13 protein-coding genes and 1 pseudogene are annotated in these 22,088 nt (G+C 48.6%); 13 read left to right on the forward strand and 1 reads right to left on the reverse strand.

Features of this window, described 5'->3' with window-relative positions; translation table 11 throughout:
- The 10 genes and pseudogenes from DFP98_RS39365 to DFP98_RS36165 form a co-directional block, all read left to right on the forward strand.
- Positions 1-523, forward strand: a 523-nt coding sequence (locus DFP98_RS39365) for a hypothetical protein (RefSeq protein WP_181918155.1), incomplete at its 5' end; no start/stop codon positions are given.
- 373 nt (positions 524-896) lie between these two features.
- Positions 897-1,727, forward strand: a complete 831-nt coding sequence (locus DFP98_RS36125) for a prenyltransferase/squalene oxidase repeat-containing protein (RefSeq protein WP_116065504.1) — start codon at positions 897-899, stop codon at positions 1,725-1,727.
- A gap of 410 nt (positions 1,728-2,137) precedes the next feature.
- Complete coding sequence (locus DFP98_RS36130) at positions 2,138-2,572, forward strand: DUF6326 family protein (protein WP_116065505.1); 435 nt, start codon at positions 2,138-2,140, stop codon at positions 2,570-2,572.
- Between the two features lie 284 nt (positions 2,573-2,856).
- Positions 2,857-4,221, forward strand: a complete 1,365-nt coding sequence (locus DFP98_RS36135; protein WP_116065506.1) for a cytochrome ubiquinol oxidase subunit I — start codon at positions 2,857-2,859, stop codon at positions 4,219-4,221.
- Positions 4,221-5,234 carry a cytochrome d ubiquinol oxidase subunit II gene (locus DFP98_RS36140; protein WP_181918156.1) on the forward strand — a complete coding sequence of 338 codons (1,014 nt, stop codon included), beginning with the start codon at positions 4,221-4,223 and terminating at the stop codon, positions 5,232-5,234. The genes DFP98_RS36135 and DFP98_RS36140 overlap by 1 nt, the downstream gene beginning before the upstream one ends.
- Positions 5,235-5,276: 42 nt before the next feature.
- On the forward strand, positions 5,277-7,043 hold the full coding sequence (cydD, locus tag DFP98_RS36145) for a thiol reductant ABC exporter subunit CydD (RefSeq protein WP_116065508.1): 1,767 nt from the start codon (positions 5,277-5,279) through the stop codon (positions 7,041-7,043).
- On the forward strand, positions 7,040-8,767 hold the full coding sequence (gene cydC / locus DFP98_RS36150; protein WP_116065509.1) for a thiol reductant ABC exporter subunit CydC: 1,728 nt from the start codon (positions 7,040-7,042) through the stop codon (positions 8,765-8,767). The genes cydD and cydC overlap by 4 nt, the downstream gene beginning before the upstream one ends.
- A 103-nt stretch (positions 8,768-8,870) precedes the next feature.
- Positions 8,871-9,278 (forward strand): annotated as a pseudogene (locus DFP98_RS36155) (DUF420 domain-containing protein); the annotation flags it as partial.
- A gap of 132 nt (positions 9,279-9,410) precedes the next feature.
- Positions 9,411-9,764, forward strand: coding sequence for a hypothetical protein (locus DFP98_RS38780; protein WP_147310330.1), 354 nt, complete (start codon positions 9,411-9,413; stop codon positions 9,762-9,764).
- Between the two features lie 877 nt (positions 9,765-10,641).
- Positions 10,642-11,160 carry a GNAT family N-acetyltransferase gene (locus DFP98_RS36165; RefSeq protein WP_116065512.1) on the forward strand — a complete coding sequence of 173 codons (519 nt, stop codon included), beginning with the start codon at positions 10,642-10,644 and terminating at the stop codon, positions 11,158-11,160.
- A 222-nt stretch (positions 11,161-11,382) separates the two neighbouring features.
- Here DFP98_RS36165 and DFP98_RS36170 read toward each other — a convergent pair whose 3' ends face one another.
- Positions 11,383-13,641 carry an AraC family transcriptional regulator gene (locus DFP98_RS36170; RefSeq protein WP_116065513.1) on the reverse strand — a complete coding sequence of 753 codons (2,259 nt, stop codon included), beginning with the start codon at positions 13,639-13,641 and terminating at the stop codon, positions 11,383-11,385.
- Positions 13,642-13,953: 312 nt separating this feature from the next.
- On the opposite strand from DFP98_RS36170, the gene DFP98_RS36180 reads away from it, so the two are divergent.
- The 3 genes from DFP98_RS36180 (at position 13,954) to DFP98_RS36190 (ending at position 22,042) form a co-directional block, all read left to right on the forward strand.
- Complete coding sequence (locus DFP98_RS36180) at positions 13,954-16,041, forward strand: beta-galactosidase trimerization domain-containing protein (protein WP_116065515.1); 2,088 nt, start codon at positions 13,954-13,956, stop codon at positions 16,039-16,041.
- Positions 16,042-16,046: 5 nt separating this feature from the next.
- Positions 16,047-20,126 carry a carbohydrate binding domain-containing protein gene (locus DFP98_RS36185; protein WP_181918157.1) on the forward strand — a complete coding sequence of 1,360 codons (4,080 nt, stop codon included), beginning with the start codon at positions 16,047-16,049 and terminating at the stop codon, positions 20,124-20,126.
- Positions 20,127-20,365: 239 nt separating this feature from the next.
- Complete coding sequence (locus tag DFP98_RS36190) at positions 20,366-22,042, forward strand: extracellular solute-binding protein (protein WP_220377223.1); 1,677 nt, start codon at positions 20,366-20,368, stop codon at positions 22,040-22,042.
- The last annotated feature ends 46 nt before the right edge of the window (positions 22,043-22,088 follow it).

Consider the following 22,088-nt stretch of genomic DNA (forward strand, 5'->3'; position numbering starts at 1 on the left):
TCTGCAACTCCAGAATACAAAAAAATCACCAAAGGCGAACGGATTTCATTCCGTTTTGTGCCTTGAGCGTAGCGAAAGGAATGGGCATAACCATGGAAAAATTATTGCTCTTTCAATGCTAGTGTTTGTATTTACAGGCCCTTCAACTTTAGTAGACGCTCATCCAACCAAAGGTGAAGCAGTTAAAAGCGTGTATGCCACATCAGAACAAATATTATTGGATATGATGTGGACTTCGATAAACAGGTATGTAAACGATAATTATGGGCATGACGTTTTTTGGGCAGAACCTCGTATTACTGATGCACGACTTGAGGCGAAATCACCAAATAGCTGGAGTTATGTAGTATCACTAATGATAAAAGTAGATGACCATTCCGATCAATACCAGGATTTTGGGCTAGATCAAATGACAATAAAAATTGATTCTTCTCAATATAACAATAAACGATCTTCAAATGGGTCGAACATACATTTAGTGGAGTATAAGAAATTTGTCCTTCCACAAAGATTGAATCCATGAAAGTGACTACACATTAAGCTAATGAAGAACGTTAACTGAATAATAACACAACGGCAGCCGGCCAGAAGATCGGCTGTCGTTGTTCGTTAAAGTAGTAGGCAGGATAATTCCAAATGGTAGACAGGGGGATTTATATCGGAATTTTGAGTCTAGCGAAAGACGGATGAGCGTGACAACAATTTGAAGAAAATGACAACGAATGTAGCCCTTATAAGGATAATTTCAACAAGCACACCCCCATACAAGATGAGGTTTCAAAGAAATGTCTTAAAGGCAGCAACACTATAAACAAATTCTCGGACAAACGTGACAGGTAATTTGTACCAATCCGTCGAATGACAATATTAACGTTCACCTAATGGAGGGCTTAAATATGCCAGTATCAATGGATAAAGCAAGAGAATTTGTATATGCTAACGGTTTGCTTTGGGAACAAGCATTATTCAGTTATCTTTTCGATGACGGCTCACTTGAACGACTTCATCAATGCCTTCTCTGTTATAAAAATTCTGATGGGGGTTGGGGACACGGGCTAGAATATGATATTAAATGCCCAGATTCTCATCCCCTTGCACTTGAATTTTTACTTACGATTGAACGTGATACCAAAATTCCACTAACAGATTTGTTAGAAGGTACTGTTGATTGGATAGAACGCAACAAAAATGAAGATGGTTCTTTGAAGAATCCCGACTCCTTACACAAGTACCCTCATGCTCCGTGGTGGAGTAATGGCGGACAGTCCTCGCCTGATTCAATTACTGGTAATCTCATTAAAATGGGAATTTGCTCAACTTCCTTAACAGCATCAACATCATTATGGGTAAAGACAAACTTGACACTTGAGAAAATTCGAGCAAATGAATGGTTATTTATGGCTTATCACGCCCATGACTACTTTTTGAACCTAGATGATACACCTGAAAATAGACCTTTCATCGAAGCAACCATAGACAATATTATTGAATGTGCAAAAAGCGCCACGGAGAAAAACTACTTTACACTATTCCAATTTGCAAATTCACCTGATACCGAAATCGCAAAAGCTATGCCCAAAGAGTTAATTAACAAATTCCTTGATTATCTTGAGTCCTCGCAACGTGAAGATGGATGTTGGAATGATGAACATGGCTTAAAACATTGGCAACCGTATAATACTACTTTTATTCTTTCTGTACTTAAAAATTACGGAAGACTGAGTTAGGAGCAGCGCTCGATTCCGCTGGAATTCCCCCCCAACTTCTTACATAACCTTTAGGATCTATCCATGCAGGATCGTTGATTTAGCGTGCTTTAGAAATTCAGGATTATTGAATTTAAATGGCGCCACCATCTGTTTGGACTTTGCATGCTAAGTGTAACCATTAGCCACCATGCCAGACAGGGGTGGTTTTTTCTATTTGTAATATTTTTACTTGTTTGTTTTTTTAAGAAACATACTTTAGTAGGTAGTGAGGCCTTACACAATTCGTTATGTTTAATCTATGTTCAGTGGAAGGAGAGTCAATGAAGATATGGACCTGCTAGGATATGCGAAAATATCGAATTATTATGGTTATCGTAAAATGGCGTGGAATAGGGATTACAACTTATAATTTATGAAGGGAGATTAATATGAATACACAAAATAAAGCACAAAATGTACTGGAAGACATCAAAGTCAGTTCGAAACTGAAGCTTGCTACGCTGTGGGCGAGTTTTATGTTTCTCTATATTTATGTTGATTATTTCGCCTTATATATGCCGGACAAAATAGAAGGTATTCTGGAAGGAAAAATATTTATATTTGACATTTCATATGTCTTTCTATTGGTAGCACTGATTTCGGTAACAATTCCAGCTCTTATGATCTTCCTTTCTGTTGCCCTGCCGGCAAAAGTTAGTCGCTGGGCAAATATCATTATTGCGGCGGTGTATATCCCCTATACATTGTTTAATTTGACAGGAGAGGCTTGGGTGCACATGGTGTTTGGCGCTGTTGTAGAAGTCGCTCTTCTTTGTCTAATTATCTGGTATGCATGGAAATGGCCTTCTTCGTTGGCCAAATAGATAGAAACATACAGGCTGTCGAGATTGTTTCGGCAGTGTATTTGTCCTCAAACCTCCTCTAATCCATCCGTCAGCAAGCAAAGGAACAGATAAAGCTACCATGATAAGTAAGCTCGATCAATAGCTCGATCGAGCTTTTTTTGCATTTTTCATCGAACTGTCAGAAAGAATTGTTCCATTCATGAACGATTAAGGGAGAAGATGTGACCGTGATTGTTCTGAATAAAGGACAGAGATAAAATCAACATTAATTACAAATGGCTTGGGAAGGGAGGCAGTAATACATGGAAATTGATACGGTACTATGGAGCAGGCTGGTGACAGGAATGACACTAGGGTTCCATATGATATTCGCGACGATTGGTGTCGGTATCCCTCTCATGATCGCGATTGCTGAGCTCATCGGCATCCGCAAGCGAGATGCTCACTACACACTGATGGCTAAGAGGTGGGCGCGGGGGTTTGTTATATCCGTAGCAGTCGGTGTCGTAACAGGCACGGCAATCTCACTGCAACTGGCATTGGTGTGGCCGAATTTTATGAAGTTGGCAGGGAACGTTATTGCGCTTCCGTTATTCATGGAGGTGTTTGCATTCTTTTTTGAAGCTATCTTTCTTGGCATTTATCTGTATACGTGGGATCGGTTCAAGAACCCATATATTCATTGGCTGCTCACAATCCCCATTGTCGCAGGGGCAGGCATGTCTGCTGTTTTTATCACGACTGTGAATGGTTTTATGAACCAACCTGGGGGATTTACAATTCAAGGCGGACAATTTACAGCCGTTAACCCGGTACAAGCGATGCTAAATACGGCGACTTTCTCCAAAGTGTTCCATGTATTAAGCTCGGCCTATCTCACAGGAGCAGCTCTGCTAGCAGGAATAGCAGCCTTTACGATGCTTAAAAAGGGCGTTACAGGATATCACAAAAAAGCACTGAAGCTTATGATGACTGTTGTCCTGTTGTTCGGCGCACTAAACACCTTTGCTGGAGATGTGTCCGCCAAATTTTTGGCCGAGCATCAACCGGAAAAGCTGGCTGCTGCGGAATGGCATTTTGAGACCGAGAGCGGTGCGGATCTGATTTTATTAGGATGGCTTAATGCCGAGCATCAAATTATAGGCGCACTTCACCTGCCGAAGTTTCTCAGCTTCCTTGCTTTTGGAAACTTCAACGCGAAAGTAACAGGTCTGAACGAGTTTCCTCCGGACGAACAACCTCCGCTCCTTGTGCATTACTTTTTTGACTTGATGGCTGGCATCGGATTTGCATTGTTGGGCATATCCGTTCTGTATTTCCTATTTACATTCTGGAAAAAACGCAATGAGCACAACAAATGGATACTCCGCATGATTGCTTTAGGTGCGCCGCTCGCGTTTTTGGGGGTCGAGCTGGGCTGGTTTTATACCGAGTTGGGGCGGCAGCCGTGGATTTTACGAGGATATATGCGTGTAGAAGAAGCGGCGACGACATCGCCAAGCGTGAGAATTCTTTTTTTCCTCTTCCTTCTTCTCTACATTGTATTAGGCGTGGTTAGCGTTTTTGTTCTTCGGCGCTTATTCAACAATAATCCGGCAGAAACTGAGATGGAGAAGTGGACGCAGCATGAGGACGACAAGAGGACGGGGAAGGGAGCGCATACCTGATGAGTTACGATTTGATTGGGATTTCGGTACTTTGGCTGTTTTTGTACGGGTACCTTATTATAGCCTCCATTGACTTTGGAGCCGGTTTCTTTGCCTTTTATGCTCGCCTCACCAAGCAGGACCACCTCATTAATCGTCTGATTTCTCGTTATTTGTCACCCGTATGGGAGATCACAAATGTATTTTTCGTCTTTTTCTACATCGGCATGATCGGATTTTTTCCGGATACAGCCTATTATTATGGTTCGGCGCTGCTTGTTCCGGGGAGTATTGCAATCGTGCTGCTTGCTATTCGCGGTTCGTTCTATGCGTTTGAGAACTATGGTTCCAAAAATAACATCGTCTATCTGTTTTTGTACGGCGCATCGGGATTGCTGATCCCGGCTTCGTTGTCCGTGGCGCTGGCCCTGTCTGAAGGCGGCTTTATCATGAAACAGGATCAGTCGGTTTTTCTGGATTACTGGGCTTTATTTACCAATCCCTTGTCGTGGAGCATCGTTGGATTGGCGATTGTGTCTGTCTTGTTTATTAGCGCTTGTTTTCTGGCGTTTTACGCTTCACGGGCAGAGGATCAAGCTGCGCTAAAACTTATGAGGACCTACGCGCTGTTCTGGAGCACACCGACGATTATTATCGCCCTGACGGCCTTTATCTATTTGGGGCAACACAATGAGCGACATTATCAAAATATGATGGATTTATGGTGGCTGCTTGCGCTTTCTGTTGCCTTTTTCATGATTGCGATGTGGCTGTTAAACCGCGGCCGCCGCTACGGGTTAGCATTTGTTTGCATCATGCTGCAATTTTTCTGTGCCTTTTTCGCTTACGGAATCGGGCAGTATCCCTATATTCTTGATCCCTACATTACGATTCAGAGCAGCGTCACCTCATCCTCAATGGGCTTCGCGCTGGTTGTCGTATTTATCGGGGGCATGTGTCTATTGATTCCTTCCCTTATTTTGGTTTTCAAGCTGTTCCTGTTCGATGCAGATTACGTGAAAGGGAAAAAGTAGGCTTATTGCTCGCAGGCTATTACGATAAAGGAGTTGAGTTTGGTGAAGGGGAAAAGAAGCTTAGTCGCTATGCAGATGACCGCCCAACGCAAACGTCTCATTTACCTGACATTCATCTCGCTCGCACTAGGCGCCGCTATTGTAAGTCAGGCTGCATTGCTGGCAGAAGCCGTCCAGCGGATCTTTGTGGAGAATGCCTCTTTTTCATCAGTTGCCCCACTGCTCGGCATCCTACTGGTCGTGATGGCGATACGTGCACTGTTGTCATATGGGAACGGGACTGTTGGTTTGCAAATGGCGGCAACCGCCAAAAAAAATATGCGAGTATCCGTGCTTCAGAATTTTACGCATGCTTCCATGCCGTCCTCTCTTCGAGGGCAAACGGGGGGGAAGGTCAGTATGGCGCTGGATGCTGTGGATGAGGCGGATAGTTATTTCAGTCAATACATGCCGCGTATGGTGGAAACGGTCATTATCCCCATTCTGATTATGGTCGTTACGTTTACCCAACATGCCAATTCAGGGATCATCATGCTGGTTACGGCTCCGTTTATCCCGATTTTTATGATTCTGGTAGGGTTGAAAACGAAAAATAAATCAGAAGAAAAGATTGCGCAGTTGGCTGAGTTTGCCAGTACATTTCTGGATTCCCTTCAAGGGCTCGTTACGTTAAAAATATTCGGACGGGCCCGCCGTCAGCAGCAAGAAATCGAACGCAGCAGCTTAAGATACCGTGATGCCACAATGGATATTTTGAAGATTGCGTTTACGAATACCCTCATGCTGGAATCAATTGTGATGCTCAGCATCGGGATTGTTGCGCTCGAACTGGCCATTCAACTGCTTGTCTTCAAATCGATGTCGTTTCACACGGCCTTTTTTGTTTTGTTGCTCGTGCCCGAATTTTACAGCTTGCTAAAGAGTTCGGGAACCGCTTTTCACAATGGGCGAACCAGTATGGGGGCGATTCGCAAGGTTGAAACCATGCTCGCGGACACGAACGATAGAATCGATCCGCAGGATCAGCCGATAAGGCTCCGCACATTCCCGAAGAAACTGTTCCCAATGCCGCCCGTCCTTGAACTGGACAATGTCCGGTTTCAGTATGCACCTGACTCATTCGAGCTAAATACAGGCTCGATCACAATTGGACCAGGAGATCATATTGCCCTTGTTGGTCATAGCGGATCCGGCAAATCGACCTTGCTCCATCTTATAGCGGGATTACTAAAACCGGTGTCGGGGACTATTCTGGTGAATGGAAACCCGCTTACTCAACAGAATGAGACGATATGGTTCGAACATATTAGCTACATTACGCAGCATCCTTACATTTTTGCAGGTACCTTCGCCGATAATATCGCGATCGGTGCCGGGCGGGAAGTCTCCAGGGCTGAAATCGAGGCGGCGGCTGCGGACGCGGGTCTTTCGATGGTTGTATCCCAACTGGAGCAGGGATTGGATACCCCTGTCGGTGAAGGCGGTAGAGGTCTATCCGGTGGGGAAAAGCAACGGCTAGCCGTAGCGCGAGCTTTTTTGAAGCGCCCTTCCATGATTTTGTTCGATGAGCCGACCGTCGGACTTGATCTTCACACCGAGGGCATTCTGCAACAATCGATTGCAACCTTGGCAAAATCGGCGACGATGATCACGGTGGCTCACCGATTGTATACCATTCGAAACGCGGACAACATTTTGTTTATGGACCATGGCGTCCTAAAGGGCTCGGGACATCACGACGAGCTTATGAAACGTCTGCCGGCGTATGCGGAGATGGTCGATGTCCAACGCAAAGGGGTGCCGGGATGAACGAGTTGGCTATTTTGTTCCAAGCTATGATTCGGGAGCGCAAAGATATTATTCTTTCGATTTTAGGTGGGTTTGTCGCCGGCATCGCCGGTGTGGTCCTCTTTTCTGCGAGCGGATATCTCATTTCGCAGACGGTGTTTGCACCTCCGCTGTATACGCTAATCGTACTTACTTCATTGGTCAAGCTGCTTGGTTTGATTCGAGCGATGAGTCGTTATGGCGAGCGCTTATATTCGCATAGAGCGACGTTCTCTATGCTTAGCCGATTGCGAACCTCCTTTTTTGACAAGCTTATTCCTTTAACGCCGGGAATTTTAAGTCATAAACGAAGCGGCGATCTGCTTGCGCGAATCGTAGGGGACGTAGAGAGTTTGCAGCACTATTTTTTACGCGTCGCGTATCCGCCGATCATTGTTGTTATGGTGTTCTTGACGACAATGCTGGCTACCGCCTCCTTTTCTTTCTGGATGGCTTGCTTGATGCTACTCGGTATGCTGGGGACCGTATGGGTCGTGCCGGGAATCGTGTTGCTAGGATATCGAAAAATCAATGGGGATGTTCGCAATCAGCGGGCGCTGCTGTCTACGGAACTAACAGAGGTGTTGTATGGTTTCCGGGATCTTAAAGTTTATGGGCAGCTTGCGCAGCGGGAACAGCAACTTCACCAAGCTTCTGCCGCATTGGCAGCCGAGCAGCAGCGAGCGGCCGGACAACTGCTACGCGGACAATCAATGCACGTCTTTGTCACCTATCTGATTTCCTGGGGGGTGTTGGCGCTTGGTGCTTATCTGATATCGGATGGAACGCTAGCCGGCGTATATCTGGCTATGCTTGTCATGGCCTCATTAACTGTATTTGAAGAAGCAGCGGCTATGGCCACGTTGCCGGCATATAAGCAAGATAGCGAACATGCAGCCAAGCGGCTGACGGAAGCCGTATTAACTCCTGCCACGCAGCCGGTGCCGCCAAGCCGTACGTTGAATGCCGACCACGCCGTTTCTATTGAGTTATCCGGTGTTTCCTTTCAATATGAAGGGGAGTGGAGGCCGGCGTTGAAGAACTTTTCGTTGCAAATTCCACCTGGCTCCAAAACGGCGATTGTCGGACCTAGCGGTTCAGGAAAGTCCACGCTGATTGAGTTGTTGCTCAAGCTGCGTACGCCGACGGCCGGGGATTTGCGACTAGACGGCATATCGGTAGAAGAGTTGGAGGAGTCGAGCATTTGGAAAACGGCTAATGTCGTGCTGCAGCAAAGCCATTTTTTCCGGGGAACGATCCGGGATAACTTGCTCATGGATGGCGAGGACCATTCTGACGGCGACCTGTTGGATATCCTCGCTAAAGTGCAATTGCCGACCACTTCATTAACGGATCCCGTGTACGAAAAGGGAGAAAATTTATCGGATGGCGAAAAACAGCGCTTGGCCCTGGCGCGGGCTATGCTTCGCAAGGGAAAGCTATGGCTGCTGGATGAGCCGACGTCTTCGCTGGACTATGTGACAGAGCAACATGTTTTGACACACCTATATGAACAGGCTTCCGGAGATACGCTTCTGCTAATCTGTCATCGGCTTAATGGCTTGGAAGGAATGGACAGAATTGTAGTCGTGGAGCAAGGAAGAGTGATCGAATCGGGATCGTATTCAGAGCTGATGGAGCAAAACGGCTATTTTTATAAGATGAAACAAATTGAGTTACAATTAATCGGCGAAAAGGGGGACTAAGCATTTAAGGTAAGCTCGAAAAAAAGAAATAACTTTCGTCCGTATTAATTGATCGAAAATACCAGGTACTGCCTGCAGAAGGAGCTTTGGATCAAATGAACTCATCTTCCCTAGAATAAATGGAGTTTTAAATAGCTTTACGTTTATATTTTTGATATCGGGCTTAATTGCAATTCTGAGAAAAAACATTAAGGTGCACAAAGGTTTCATTCTTGCTTCCTTTATCTCGACATTATTATTTCTTGTTTCTTATTTAACATTTCACTACATGTCCTCAGACGTAGCGACATTTGGCGGTCAAGGTATTATCAAACCCATTTATTTTTTTATTTTAATTTCGCACAGCATCCTTGCCGCAATAATCGTACCGCTAGCCCTATTTACACTTGTGTGGGGATGGACGAATCAAATTCAAAAGCATCGGCGCATTGCTCGATGGACAATGCCTATTTGGCTATATGTCAGTTTTACTGGAGTAATCGTGTTTTTAATGATGGAACCCTATTACTGAACAAACATTCGCTTGCATGTTCAGTTCTTGGGTAAATTAGCTCAATAAATTCTATAAATAAGATTATATATGGTATAATATGAAAGTATATTTTAAAAGTACTAAAGCGTTATGAAATGGTGGACTAAACGAATGGAACGAACAATTCAATTAATGGAAACCCATTTAAATATCGATCTTGGAAATCCGCCCTTTTTAAATTTAGATAACGGGTTGCAAATTCCATACTCTTCGATTAGGGGGATAACCACAGGTAGACCCATACCAGATGCTTTCAAACTTTATGGTTTTTCTTTTGGAAGAACAAGAAATGGATTATTTAGATTCAATGGAGGTTATCATCTCTACTTTTTTAATAATGAGGTTGATACCCTTCATTTTGACTTGAATAATTTTCTTGTTGGTAAATTTAAAATATCAAAGTTAATCATTGATGTTAAGAACCCTGAAGAAATATGTAAAACGATCTCCGAAAGATTGACGTGATCGTTCAATACCGACAGCATGTCTGATGTCCCGGGCAAGCATCCGGTTTACACTGGCGCGCTGAGTTAATAAAAGCCAGTGTGTGATTATCTTAGAGAAGAGGCTGTTGTCACGCAGTATGTGACGAGAGCTTATTTTATTTTATCGGTTAACTCTAGGGGAAGATAGTCAGACATCAAAGCCCGTGTTAATCGTAAGCCAACCGCTATCGATGAACGTGATGAGAACTGGAAACCACTTCCCGAGGAGTAACAATCTCATTTTGCCTAACGAGGAACAATAGCATGTTTTTTTTATTAGTCGAATTAGTGGAGGAAATGCATTTGAACTTAGAGAATCAGGAAATGCTTTTCAGTATTTTCCACGATGGTAGTATAGAAGAAATTAGGGATTCGGTTAATGGGATTGAATTTACCGTCGACATAATGAATCTCGCCGAACGAATTAAGCCTCAATTTAGAGGTATTATACAGCATCTTCCTATGATGGTAAAAAGGACGTTAAATTCAGGCTAATGTTTGAGGAAAATCCTACAGAAGCTGAGGCAACTATTTTATTCAATCGCATATTGGACGTTATTGTTAAGTATTTGAATTGTTCACATGTCTGGGATTATTATAATGGATATTTTGATATCATGGTGTTATTTATGAAGGTACAAAGCTAATTGGTGAAGATTTAAAAGTTCAGTCGTAATGAGATTTTTTGATTTTTTCACTAATGGGGCCGATATTTCAATCAGAACAGGGAGTAGGCCCGCCTCGGCGCTGCTCCCTGTTTCCATTAAAGTAACGGGCAGGTAAATTCAGCTATACGTTTTATTCACAGACGTTCCAAATGGGGTGTGATACGCTATTATTAAGGTGGGTGACAAAGTATGGAAATAAGACTAAGGCCTGTTGAACTGATTCACAAAGAAATTTTGTTCAACCTTTACCAATTCTATCTATATGATTTTAGTCGAATTTCGGAAGAAGATTTGGGCTTTGATGGACGTTTCGAAATCAAGTTGGACCATTATTGGGAAGATCCACGGTGGAATCCCTTTTTTATCTATTATGAGGAGCGGATTATTGGTTTTTTAATAATACTTTTCGAAAATTATGATACAGTTCCTGATCCAACTCATGTTATTTATGATTTTCTAATCCTTAGTAAATATCGAAGGAAAGGATTCGGAAAGTTGGCGGCATTTCAAGCGTTTAATTTATATCAAGCGAAATGGAAAGTTGTTCAGATTAAAACGAATGAACAAGCAATTCATTTCTGGAGAGATGTAGTGAATCAGTATACCGTTGGTCAATACACTGAAGTGTTTCGGGAGGATTTAAACAAATACGTACAATCGTTCACTAATAAGACTGCCAGAACCAACTGTGCTAACGGGGAACGATAACCGAAAGATGCGGGGCTGCCGGCATGCTCGGCGGCCCTTTAAGCTGTCGGGCTGGAGAGTTCAATCCCTTCGCGAATCTTTCGAGTATAGATATCTTGCGTGCTTTACTTATCGGCTCATCTACAAGCCGCTTTCTCTGCTCGTCAAGTCGCTTCACAGAATGGAGAGAGGCGATCTCAATTTTCTGATCTCCCACAAATTCATAATGAATTCCGCGCTCCGTTATTGTATGTTCGAAGCGACGTCGATCCGCTTCTCCCGCCGGTACTCGCCCGGAGTGATGCCGGTCAGCCTGCGAAACATCCGTGTGAATGAATTCGCGTTCTGGTAACCCACATGAAGAGCAACCTCATGGATTTTGCAATCGGTCGATTCCAAAATTTCCTTCGCCTTCATGATCCGAATATCGTCGAGGAAATCACCGAACGTTTTGCCTGTTTTATTTTTGATGTATTTGCACATGTAGCCGGAGGACAGATTCAGCTTCTCCGCAACGGCGTCCGGTCCTATGTCGTCCCCATAATGCTGCTCCATATAAGTCAGCGCGAAATCGATAATCGAGTCTTTTTCCATTCTCTTATCGTTCATGAGAGTTGCCGCGTAACCGATCAAGCTTCTGAAGAAGTCGTCATACTGCTCCTCCGAAACAAATTCCTTAATCTGTTCGTAGGGCGACAGTTCTTCCTGCAAAGCTCCCGCGTTAATATTTTGCAGCACTAGCGCCAACAACGTTTTGGAAACGATCTCTCTTGCAAGCTGCCGGTACTGCTCCGCCGTTCCGTTCGCGCGGAGCCTGTTCATCATCCGGCCGATCATCGTCATAATGTCCGCTTCGTTGGCTGCGGCCAGACGGACGGCAAACTCTTTGTCCTCAGACGGCGTCAGATGAAAGTCCTGATGGGGGCCAGCGAAGTTCGAGACGATTTGCGTCTCGCCGTTCAGCCGGCGGCGGCGGATCATTTCCCGCCCCTCGTCATAAGCGGCTGTAAAGCCGCTCGGACTGTACGGCGCCGGCTTGAAGGCGATCGTCACGTAATAATACTCGCTGTCCATGTCAAAAACCCGCTTCATCTTGTCGAGCACGCCGCGCAAGGTCCCCGAAGCGTCCGCCCCCGCAAAGACGATCGAGAAGATCAAATCTTTTTCCGACTGTACTGTCTCCGATTGTGGGAAAGCCAGCTGAATATTCAGTTGGATAAATTCGAGAATATGGGATTTCTTCTGCTCCTCGGTAATCAGTTCATGGAAGCGGCGTGTGAAATGAAGATGGAACATGACGAAAAAATAAGGCTTGGACGTATCGATCAAGCTTTGCACGTCGCGGCTCCCGATCGGAATGCTTTTGACTTTGTTCCAGTAGCCGTACTTTTTAAGTAGTGTGTTCTTGTTTTGCAAATCCTTATGAATGCTGCGGTTCGAGGCGATGATCGTACGCATATTGTCGACGATGGCGTTAAATTCGTTGATTTTGCTGCCTAGCTGAATGTTCGGATTCATTTTGTACATCGACTCTATGATTTTCTGGATCGGGCTTTTGATGCGAATGCTGAGCAGCACGGAAATAATGAGACTGAGCGCGAGCGATACCGCCAGCAGCAGGATGAGAATGGCGCTAAGCCGCGATTTTTTGGCCGCGATGTTCTGGTTCGGGACCACGTTGACGTACGTAAACCCGGTTTTCTCGCCCTGCGCGTAAAAGTAATAGTTATCATTCTTCATATAATAGTTGCCGGATGCCGCGAGCGACTGCGGAGTTACCGTCTGACCTTGAGCATTCGAGCTGTAATACAACGTCCCGCCGGCGTCGGCAATATAGAAAAGATCGGAAACCGACAAATGGTATTTCTCATAAAGGGCCTCGGCGTCGAGCAGGGCGGCGATATAGTAGTGCTTTTGCAGCTTGCTTTTGACGATGACGGGAAACAGCTTGCCGACAGGCTCGATTAAGCCGTGTAACGTTTGTCTTGTAAAATCCGCCGCAGGATAAATGCGCATATAAAAATCTTCATCGAACTGCTTTGCCCAGAATGCCGTATCGTATTTGGCGCTGATGTACTGCTTGGCAAACATTTCGTCTTCTTTCATTAATCCGCTTTTGTCAACAAGAAACGAATGGCGGCCGTTATACAGAAACAGGTTGTCCAAACCGAGATTTTTATAATTCATGACCAGCGTTGTAAATTCGACGGCCAAGTCGTTCATCGCGAAGAAGTTCGTTTTATCCCGGCTGAGAGCGGTTACATTTGTGTTATTGTAGAAGTTCGTAGCAACCTCTCCCATTAATTGAAAATGCTCTTCATATTTAGACACGGTGTTGCTCATATTCAATTTGTTGTAAAGGACGACTTCATCATGAATGCTGACGGTAAAAAATTTGAAGGACAGCACATTGAAAATAAAGGAAATAACAATGATGACGATAAATCCGAGAAGGAGTTTCGCAAATAACGAATTTCGTTTCACCCGCAGGCTGTTGATCACCACTGGCACCCCCTGTATCCTATTTTCTCTGCTTTCATAATAGACGATATTGCCGCGCGCGGGGAACCTGCAATTTTGAATTAATTATTCAATCTCGGATATGCACGGGTTAAAAGGCGCAAAACGGAATAAGTCGGCGGAAACGGAAGCTTTTCAGCAGCGGGTTCAGCGGTTACGCTACTCTTGCAAGCGGTTTCGACCGGTCGGCTTGCCGAAAAATGACGACATTGCGGAAGGAGATGATCGCGGAATTTACGCGGGTTACGATCGAAAAGAAGCGAAAATCAACAAGAAATAACGGAGTGATTACGGATGGAAAACCAGTTGTACCGCCAAACGATACGCCGCGGCCTGTTTGACTTCCACGCGGGGGAAGCTGTTCCGGAGGTGCGGTTGAACGTTGCAGAGTATTTTGCGGCCGCAGCCGCGGCCGGCATGCAGACGATTACGTTCATGACTAAAGACGCGTTCGGCAACAGCTACTTCGACACGAAGATTGGTCATAAGAACGTGAAGCTGGATGGCGACCTGCTCGCCGAAGCTGTAGTCGAGGCCCGCAAGTATAACATCGCTATCATCGCCTATTATAATGTCGGGCTGAACAGCCATGTTGCCACGGACAACCCGGATTACCGGCAGCGGACCGCCGATCAAACGCCGATTAAGGAAGCGTTTGGCTTCTACGATCTGCTCTGCATGAACTCGCCTTACCGCGATTACGTGTATGGGCAGTTGCGCGAGATCGCCGAGAGCTACGAAGTGGCCGGATTTTTCTTCGACATCACGTATGTGTGGGACAACTGCTGCCACTGCGAATATTGCCGCATGGCGTACCGCAACCGCTTTGGCTATGAAGCCCCTACAGCGCCAGTTCCAGGCACAAAAGAAATGGCCCAATGGCAATCTTTTCAGCGCGATATTCGCTTCCGGTTTCTGCGTGATGCGGCGAACGGGCTGAAGGCGATCCGTCCGGATTTCCTGATCGGCTGGAATCATGCCGGCGATCCCCGGTTCGGCCAAGTGGAAGCGGACCGGTATGCGGACTATTTCACCTCGGAGTTCCATCCGCCGCACTACATGTACGGCAGCTTGCTCGCGCGCTGGAAACGGTCGTTCGGCAAGCCGTTCGAGCTGATGATGCCAAGCGAGATGGGGAGCTGGGGGGAATGGACCGTCGCGCCGCCGGAAACGCTGCGAACGACAGCCGCAATCGCCGTGGCAAACGGCGGTTCGATCAGCTTCGGCCATGTCGCCTATCCGTCCGGTGCTTTGAAGGGCAACGTGCCGCAGCCGGTTATGGAAGCGGTCAAACATGCCAATGACTGGGTGCAGTCGTTGGAGCCGTGGCTGCTGGAGGCGGTCAGCGAGCCGAACGTCGCCGTGTTGTTCAGCATCGGCAACAAGCGGATGCTGGAAGCGTCGGCGCTCCCGCGCAGTCTGGACGAAGCGACGCTGCAAGGCGTACACCGAATCTTGTCGGAAGGGCATATCCACTTTGATTTCCTTGACGAAGAGGGCCTCGCGGCGAATATCGACCGATACGAAATGGTAATCTTGCCGGATCAAGCGTATGTGAGCGAGGAACTGCAAACGATCATACGCGCCTATGTGCAAGGCGGCGGCAAGCTGCTGGCAAGCGGACGCACCTCTCTGTATCAAGCAAACGGAGAGTGCAGCGACAACTTTGGTCTGAGCGAGGTGTTCGGCGCCAATTTCCTTGACATGTGGCTGTATGAGGTTTCATATCTGTATCCGCTTGATGCTGATCTTGCGGAGAACGTTCCGGCTATGCCGCTGCTGCTGAAAACCCCGGTGCTGCCTACGCTGAAGGTATTGCCCACAACCGCGACGACGCTGGCCGGACTGATGGAGCCGGCCGTCGAGACGAAGGTACACCGTCATGTGTACCACCAACACTCTCATCCGGCAGCCGCAACGCCTTATCCATCCGTTGTGGTGAACGCATTCGGCAAAGGAAGCTGCTTGTACATTCCGCTGCCGCTGGAGGCGGGATATTGGAGCAGCGGTTCGCCATGGCTGCGCAACGTATACCTGAACGGCCTGCGGGTATTGAATCCCGAACCGGGAATCGACGTACGTGCGCCGTTATCCGTTGAAGTGAGCATCATGCGGCAGCCGGGTCAATCGCGAGTGATCGTCCACCTGATCAACGTACGCGAAGAAACGGCGGCAGGCTCGAAGACGTTTATCGAGGACGTGCATCCGGTCGGAGAAGTGGAAATTTCGCTTCGCCTCGATGCACGCAGCGTCCGGTTAATTCCGGAAGGAACCGAGCTTGCGGTCAGCCGGTCTTCCGGCCGCATCTCGTTCGTCGTACCGCCTTTCGGTTTGCATACGGCCGTTGCGATTGAGATAATCGAACAACGCTTGAGAGGATGAAGGACATGCATTTGCGCAGGAAGTCCTGGTTATCGTTATTGCTCTCTTTCTGTTTAACGTTTCAACTGATTGCCGTTTTTCAGGCACGGTCGGCGGCGGCTTCGAGCGGCAATCTTGTCGTGAATCCCGGCTTCGAGGAGGTGACGGGAGGTGTTCCCGCGCAGTGGGGTGTCATCGGCAATGTCTGGGGGGACGCAATCAAAGCGGTCCCGGAAGCGGCGCATACAGGGAATTACGGCATCTCCATTCAAACGAGCACGGGGAATAATCCGTGGGTAGCGATTCCTGTTCCGGTAGAGGAAGGAGCTACATACAACATCACCACCTGGTTCAAAGCGATCGGTGTTAGCGGAAATGTAGGCTATAAATTTGAATTTTTCAAAGGAATCGACAAAACGTTGGAGAACTGGGTAACCGGTTATAGCTATCAAGCGTCGCGCACCGCTAACGACGGACAATGGCATGAGCTGGAATACAACATTCAGGCTCCGCCGGAATCGGCCTACATGTATGTGTACTTGCGGCTGTACGGAACGGGAACCGCTTACTTCGACGATATGACGGCTGTCAAGACAAAAGACAAGCCTCAGCTTATTGTCGAACCGTCTCAACGTTACTTCTATCCCGACGTGACGAATGGAAGCGCTTTAATCAAGCTTGAACCTTCAGACGGCAGTATGGCGGGTAAAACGGTTGATGTTCGGCTTGTTGAGCAGGCTTCCGGCCAAACGATTTTTGAGCAGAACGGCATTGCGGCCGAAGCAACTTTGAACGTCGCCTTCCCGACGTCAGGGATGACGCTTCAGCAGTCCTATCAACTGAAGGTTGAGTTGAAGGATGAGGAAGGACAACGGATTGAGCTGGAGATCAGTGCGATATACCGTTGGGAGCGCCCGGCTTCCCTCCCTCAGAACGGTCCGGTACTCGTCGACGGGCAACCCTTCTTCCCGGTTATCGCTTACCATGCTTACCCGGAGGACTATCCCTACTTGAAGGAGATCGGTGTCAATACGATTCAAGGCACAAATAACGGAAGCGAGGCATCCTTGCAGTCGATGCTCGATACCGCCCAGGCTAGCGGGCTAAAGGTGCTCATTCCGCTTTATCTTGATATGAAGGTTAAGGAAAACTTTGAGCTGACCCAGCAAGTGGTAACGAAATTCAAAAATCATCCGGCTGTGCTCGCTTATATGATTATGGACGAACCGAGCGGAAACGGCATTCCGCAGTCTGAACTGCTTGATGCCTACAAGCTGATTCGCTCGATCGATCCCGTTCATCCGACGTATATGGTCGAGGTCGATTCGGATTATTATCGTTCTACGGGTCAGGCGACGGACGTTCTCGTTACGGACGTTTACCCGTATAACCAGGACTTCAACCAGCCGATCTCGGCGGTCGGAGACGGAGTGCGTAAAGCGGTTGCGGAAGTGGACGGCGCGAAACCGGTTTGGACGGTGCTGCAAACGTTCAAACTTGCCGGAACCATATGGAACTACTTGCCGACAATCGATCAACTCCGCAATATGGCTTATCAGGCATTCCTCGCAGGCAGCAAGGGTCTCGGTTATTATGCAATCAACGACCCGGGCTGGAAGCTGCGGGATTCTGCATTGTGGCCTGGGTTGGTGAATTTCAAGGACGAGATCGCCTTGATGGGAAATCTCGTCTCGGGAGGCAACAAGGCGGCGGAGCATATCGGCAGTGACGTCCAATGGGCGATCTATACCGAAGGGCAGGAGCAATACGCCATAGCCATCAACTTGACCAAGCAAGCGCAGACAGCCGTGCTTCCGCTTGCGCAAGCAGGTAGTCGGGTGGATCTGCTGTACGGCGCCCCGCCGCAGAAGTCAAGCAGTTGGGAGCCTGAGCTCAGCGTCAACCTAGGTCCGGAGCAAACGCTTGTATACCGAATCACGCCTTTAACGGTAGAGGTCGATCGGGCGATCGGCGAACTGCAAAGCGCAACCAGCCTCATTGCAAACAATCAGTGGCAGAAGAAAACGGAGAAGCTGAGCGAAAAGCTGCTGAAAGTGAAGCAGGAATGGACGGCGGCGTCTGTTGATGCAGGAAAAGTCATGAGCAAGACGGAGAAAGCGCTGGACGACGCCGACAAGCTGAAAAAATGGATAAGCGGCAAATCCGATACCGTTCTGGAAGGCAAAAGAGATCAGCTGAACGCCTTGTTGGACGATGTGATCGCAAGTATGATGCCGATCCTGCAGTCGATGGCGCGGCTGGATTTGCAAGCTGCGGTATCGTCGCTTGTACAGGGTGATGAGCTGGGATTGAGCGCAGAGATCCGGAATGTCGGCGACAAAGCGATCCAAAATGCGCAATTGCGCATAGAGCTGCCGGAAGCGATGGGGGTTCCGCCGATCGAGGCGCAGCTCGGTAAAATCAAGAGCGGAGAAAGCGCTGCCCGCAGCGTAAATCCGGTTATTCCGGCAACGCTGCCGCCAGGAGACTATGTGGCAAAAGCTGCGCTCTCATTTGAATACAAAGGCTCAAACATTCAAGTCAGGGCAGAGCAGGTATTTACGGTATCGCCGCTTCTTGCCGCCAAGCTAACGCCGGGGAGCATGGATGTCACGGAGGCGGGAACGTACCCGTTCTCGGTCGAGCTGACGAACGGCTCTGGCGAGCCGATTACGGTTGAACTGGAGCGGACGGTTGCGGATGGCGTGACGGTTGATCTCCCCGGAGCGGTGACGTTGACCGGGCATGAGACGAAGACGGTTCAGGGATCTGTCACGGTTCCCGCGGAGGCTGCGCACGGCGACTATGCTGTAACTGTCGAGACCAGGGTGTCCAGCGTCAGCTACGGGGTACTGCCGCTTACCCTGTCGGTTGACACGAACCCTGTATACAATGGCGGCTTCGAGAAGGTTACCGCCGGCGGCGCCAGAAAGGACGGCTGGTACATGCGTGAAGGCGTATGGGATATGACTACCGCTCACAGCGGCCAATCATCCGCCAAGCTGATTCCTGATGCAAGCAATGCATTTAACGTGCTGAATACGGATTCGAGCAAAGAATTCCCGCTTGTTGCCGGAAGCAAATATAAGCTGACGGGCTGGGTGAAGACAGCAGCGACGGCCGGCTCGGTCGCGCTTGGCGTTCGCCAAATCGACGCCGGCGGCGCATCCGTAACCTATACATGGACGGAAGCGGCAAAAACTGGCGATTGGACGAAGGTCGAGGTCATCTTCACGGCTCTGACGAATACGAAGCGCGGAGCGGTGTACTTCAAGCTCGACCAGGCCGCGAACGGCGAGGCGTGGGTGGACGATCTGGAATTGCACGAAGTCCTGACCGTTCTTGATGCACAGTTGACGCCGAGTGTTATGGAGATCAGCCAGGCCGGAACGTATCCGTTCACTGTCGAGCTGACGAACGGCACGAATAATCCGCTAACGGTCGATTTGCCACGTACGACGCCGAACGGAATCACCGTGACGCTCGACGACTCCGTCTTGCTGGCAGCACGCGAGAAGAAGACGGTGCAGGGCTCAGTCTACGTACCGGCTTCGGTAACGAAAGACGCATTTGGTGTAACCGTCGAAGCAAAGGTTGGGAATGTCAGTTATGCCACGCTGCCGCTCCAGGTGAACGTCGATACGAATCCCGTATATAACGGCAGCTTCGAGAAAATGACGGTCGGCTGGGCGAGACCGGACGGCTGGGCGATGCGGGCAGCCGTGTGGGATCAAACGGTCGCGCGCACGGGACAATATTCTGCGAAGCTCGTTCCCGACGCCAACAACACGTTTAATGTGCTCAATACGGACGCGCCGAAGGCGATTGCCGTAACGCCGGGTCATCGCTACCTCTTGACGGGGTGGGTCAAGAACAGCGCGACGGCTGGCTCCGTGGCGCTTGGCGTCAGACAGGTAGACGCAAGCGGCGGAAGCACTTCCTATTTGTGGACAGAAGCGGACCGAACGGGCGACTGGACGAAGGTTGAGGTTGAATTCACTGCGTTGCCGCAAACGAAAACGGTCTGGATTTACTTCAAGCTCGATCAGGCCGCGAACGGCGCAGCATGGGTTGACGATCTTGAGCTGAGCGAAGTTCCGCTGTAAAGGGGACCTTTCCGCGGTGAAGACGAGGTCGGGCATGCTGGAAGCCGTACGAGCAATTTCGAATTATTTATTCCATCATGGATAGGATCCGGCATATAAGCGTTTAACGGAATAAGTGAGCGGAAACGGAAGCTTTTCAGCCGCGGCTGCTGCGGGTTACGCTACAAATGCAAGCGGTTTCGGAAGCAGCTTGCGGTCACATGAACAACACTCACAACATTCAGAAGGGGATGCATGAATTGAAAAAGGCTGGACTCACAACCGTAACACTTATGTCCGCGATTTCGATCGCTATTTCGGGATGCAGCGGCAGCGGAGGAAAGGAGCAATCGCCGCAGCCGTCGGCCAAAGCCGAGGCAAGCGCCAAACCACAGGACAGCGGAACGGCAAACGGCATGGAGGACGGCAAATACGACCCGCCGATCACCTTGACGACCGTACGGGCGCAAGCGCCGACCGTCAAATTTGCCGAAGGCGATTCACTCGAAAATAACGCCTGGACCCGCGCTTACGAGAAGGAATACGGCATCAAGCTAAAGACGCTCTGGGCGGTCGATCCGACCCAATTGGAGCAAAAAATGAATTTGACGATCGCATCGGGGGAAATTCCGGATTTCTTCCAGGTGACGCCCACCCAGTTCAAGCAGCTTGCCGAAGCTGACTTGATCGCCGACTTGACGGACGTTTACAACAAAAATGCCAGCGACAGCATCAAAAAGCTGCTGACCGAGGACGGGGACGCGGCGCTGAAATCGGCAACGATTAACGGCAAGCTGATGGCGATTCCGTATACGGCGGCGGCTAAAGAACGTTCGCAAATGGTGTTCGTCCGCACCGACTGGCTGGAAAAGCTCAATTTGCCGGAGCCGAAGACGTTCGCCGATTTGCTCGCGATCAGCGAGGCGTTTACGACGAAGGACCCTGACGGCAACGACAAAAACGATACGTTCGGACTCGCTGTCGATAAAGATTTTGGGCTGCTGCCCGGCTTTTTTAACAGCTTCCATGCTTATTGGGGAATTTACGTCAAAGGGGCGGACGGGAATCTAGCGTACAGCACGACGCAGCCGAAGATGAAGAAGGCGATTAAGCAGCTTCAGGATATGTTTAAAGCGGGACAAATCGATCCCGAGTTCGGGGCAAAAAACTTGTCGAAGGTGTACGAAACGATCGCAAACGGCAAAGTCGGCATGTTCTATAACGCGCCGTATGCCGGTCTGTCGCCGCTGCAAGCCGCGAAGGATAAAGACCCGTCGATGGAATGGAAGGCGTTTCCGATCTTGTCGGTGGACGACAAGCCGGCTTTATCGCAAGTCGGGGTAGGCGTAAGCAACTATTGGGTAGTCAGGAAAGGAGTTCAGAATCCGGAAGCGGTGTTCAAGCTGCTTGAATTTTGGCTGAAAACGTTCTACGAAAATACGTCGAACGACATTTACCAGCAGTACAACACATCGGCGGACGGCAACCAGGTTTGGCTGCTGAACGCGATGGCTGCGTACAAATCGTACAAGAACATCGACGAGAGCCTACGTATTATTGAAGCGCTGGACACGAAGGATCTGTCGAAGCTGACGCCTGAGGATAAGGGCGTATACGATCGCATTCTGAAATTCCAGGCGGGCGATCTCAGCAACTGGGGATGGAATCTGATGTTCAATAAAGGCGGTACGATGTCGGTGGCCGACTACTATCGCAAAAACAATTTATACCTCGTCAACGAGTTTATTACGACGCCGCTGCCTTCGATGCTGGAGAAGAAGCCGGTGCTTGACAAGCTGGAGTTCGAGGCGCTGACCAAAATCATTTTGGGCCAATCGTCGATCGACGAATTTGACAATTACGTGGAGCAGTGGAATAAACAAGGCGGCGATGAAGTTGTTAAGGACGTTAACGAATGGTACAAAACGGCCAAGTAAGCGGGCCGGGGTATGGGGGAGAGGGCGTGCTTCCTCTCCCTCCTTC

Source organism: Cohnella phaseoli, from assembly GCF_003386235.1.
Classification (GTDB): Bacteria; Bacillota; Bacilli; order Paenibacillales; family Paenibacillaceae; genus Cohnella; species Cohnella phaseoli.

Bases quoted from the DNA above. Each gene is read 5' to 3' on its own strand.
- DFP98_RS36185 (WP_181918157.1), top strand. From the start codon at position 16,047: ATGCATTTGCGCAGGAAGTCCTGGTTATCGTTATTGCTCTCTTTCTGT.
- DFP98_RS36180 (WP_116065515.1), top strand. From the start codon at position 13,954: ATGGAAAACCAGTTGTACCGCCAAACGATACGCCGCGGCCTGTTTGAC.
- DFP98_RS38780 (WP_147310330.1), top strand. From the start codon at position 9,411: ATGGAACGAACAATTCAATTAATGGAAACCCATTTAAATATCGATCTT.
- DFP98_RS36125 (WP_116065504.1), top strand. From the start codon at position 897: ATGCCAGTATCAATGGATAAAGCAAGAGAATTTGTATATGCTAACGGT.
- DFP98_RS36130 (WP_116065505.1), top strand. From the start codon at position 2,138: ATGAATACACAAAATAAAGCACAAAATGTACTGGAAGACATCAAAGTC.
- cydC (WP_116065509.1), top strand. From the start codon at position 7,040: ATGAACGAGTTGGCTATTTTGTTCCAAGCTATGATTCGGGAGCGCAAA.
- DFP98_RS36140 (WP_181918156.1), top strand. From the start codon at position 4,221: ATGAGTTACGATTTGATTGGGATTTCGGTACTTTGGCTGTTTTTGTAC.
- DFP98_RS36135 (WP_116065506.1), top strand. From the start codon at position 2,857: ATGGAAATTGATACGGTACTATGGAGCAGGCTGGTGACAGGAATGACA.
- DFP98_RS36165 (WP_116065512.1), top strand. From the start codon at position 10,642: ATGGAAATAAGACTAAGGCCTGTTGAACTGATTCACAAAGAAATTTTG.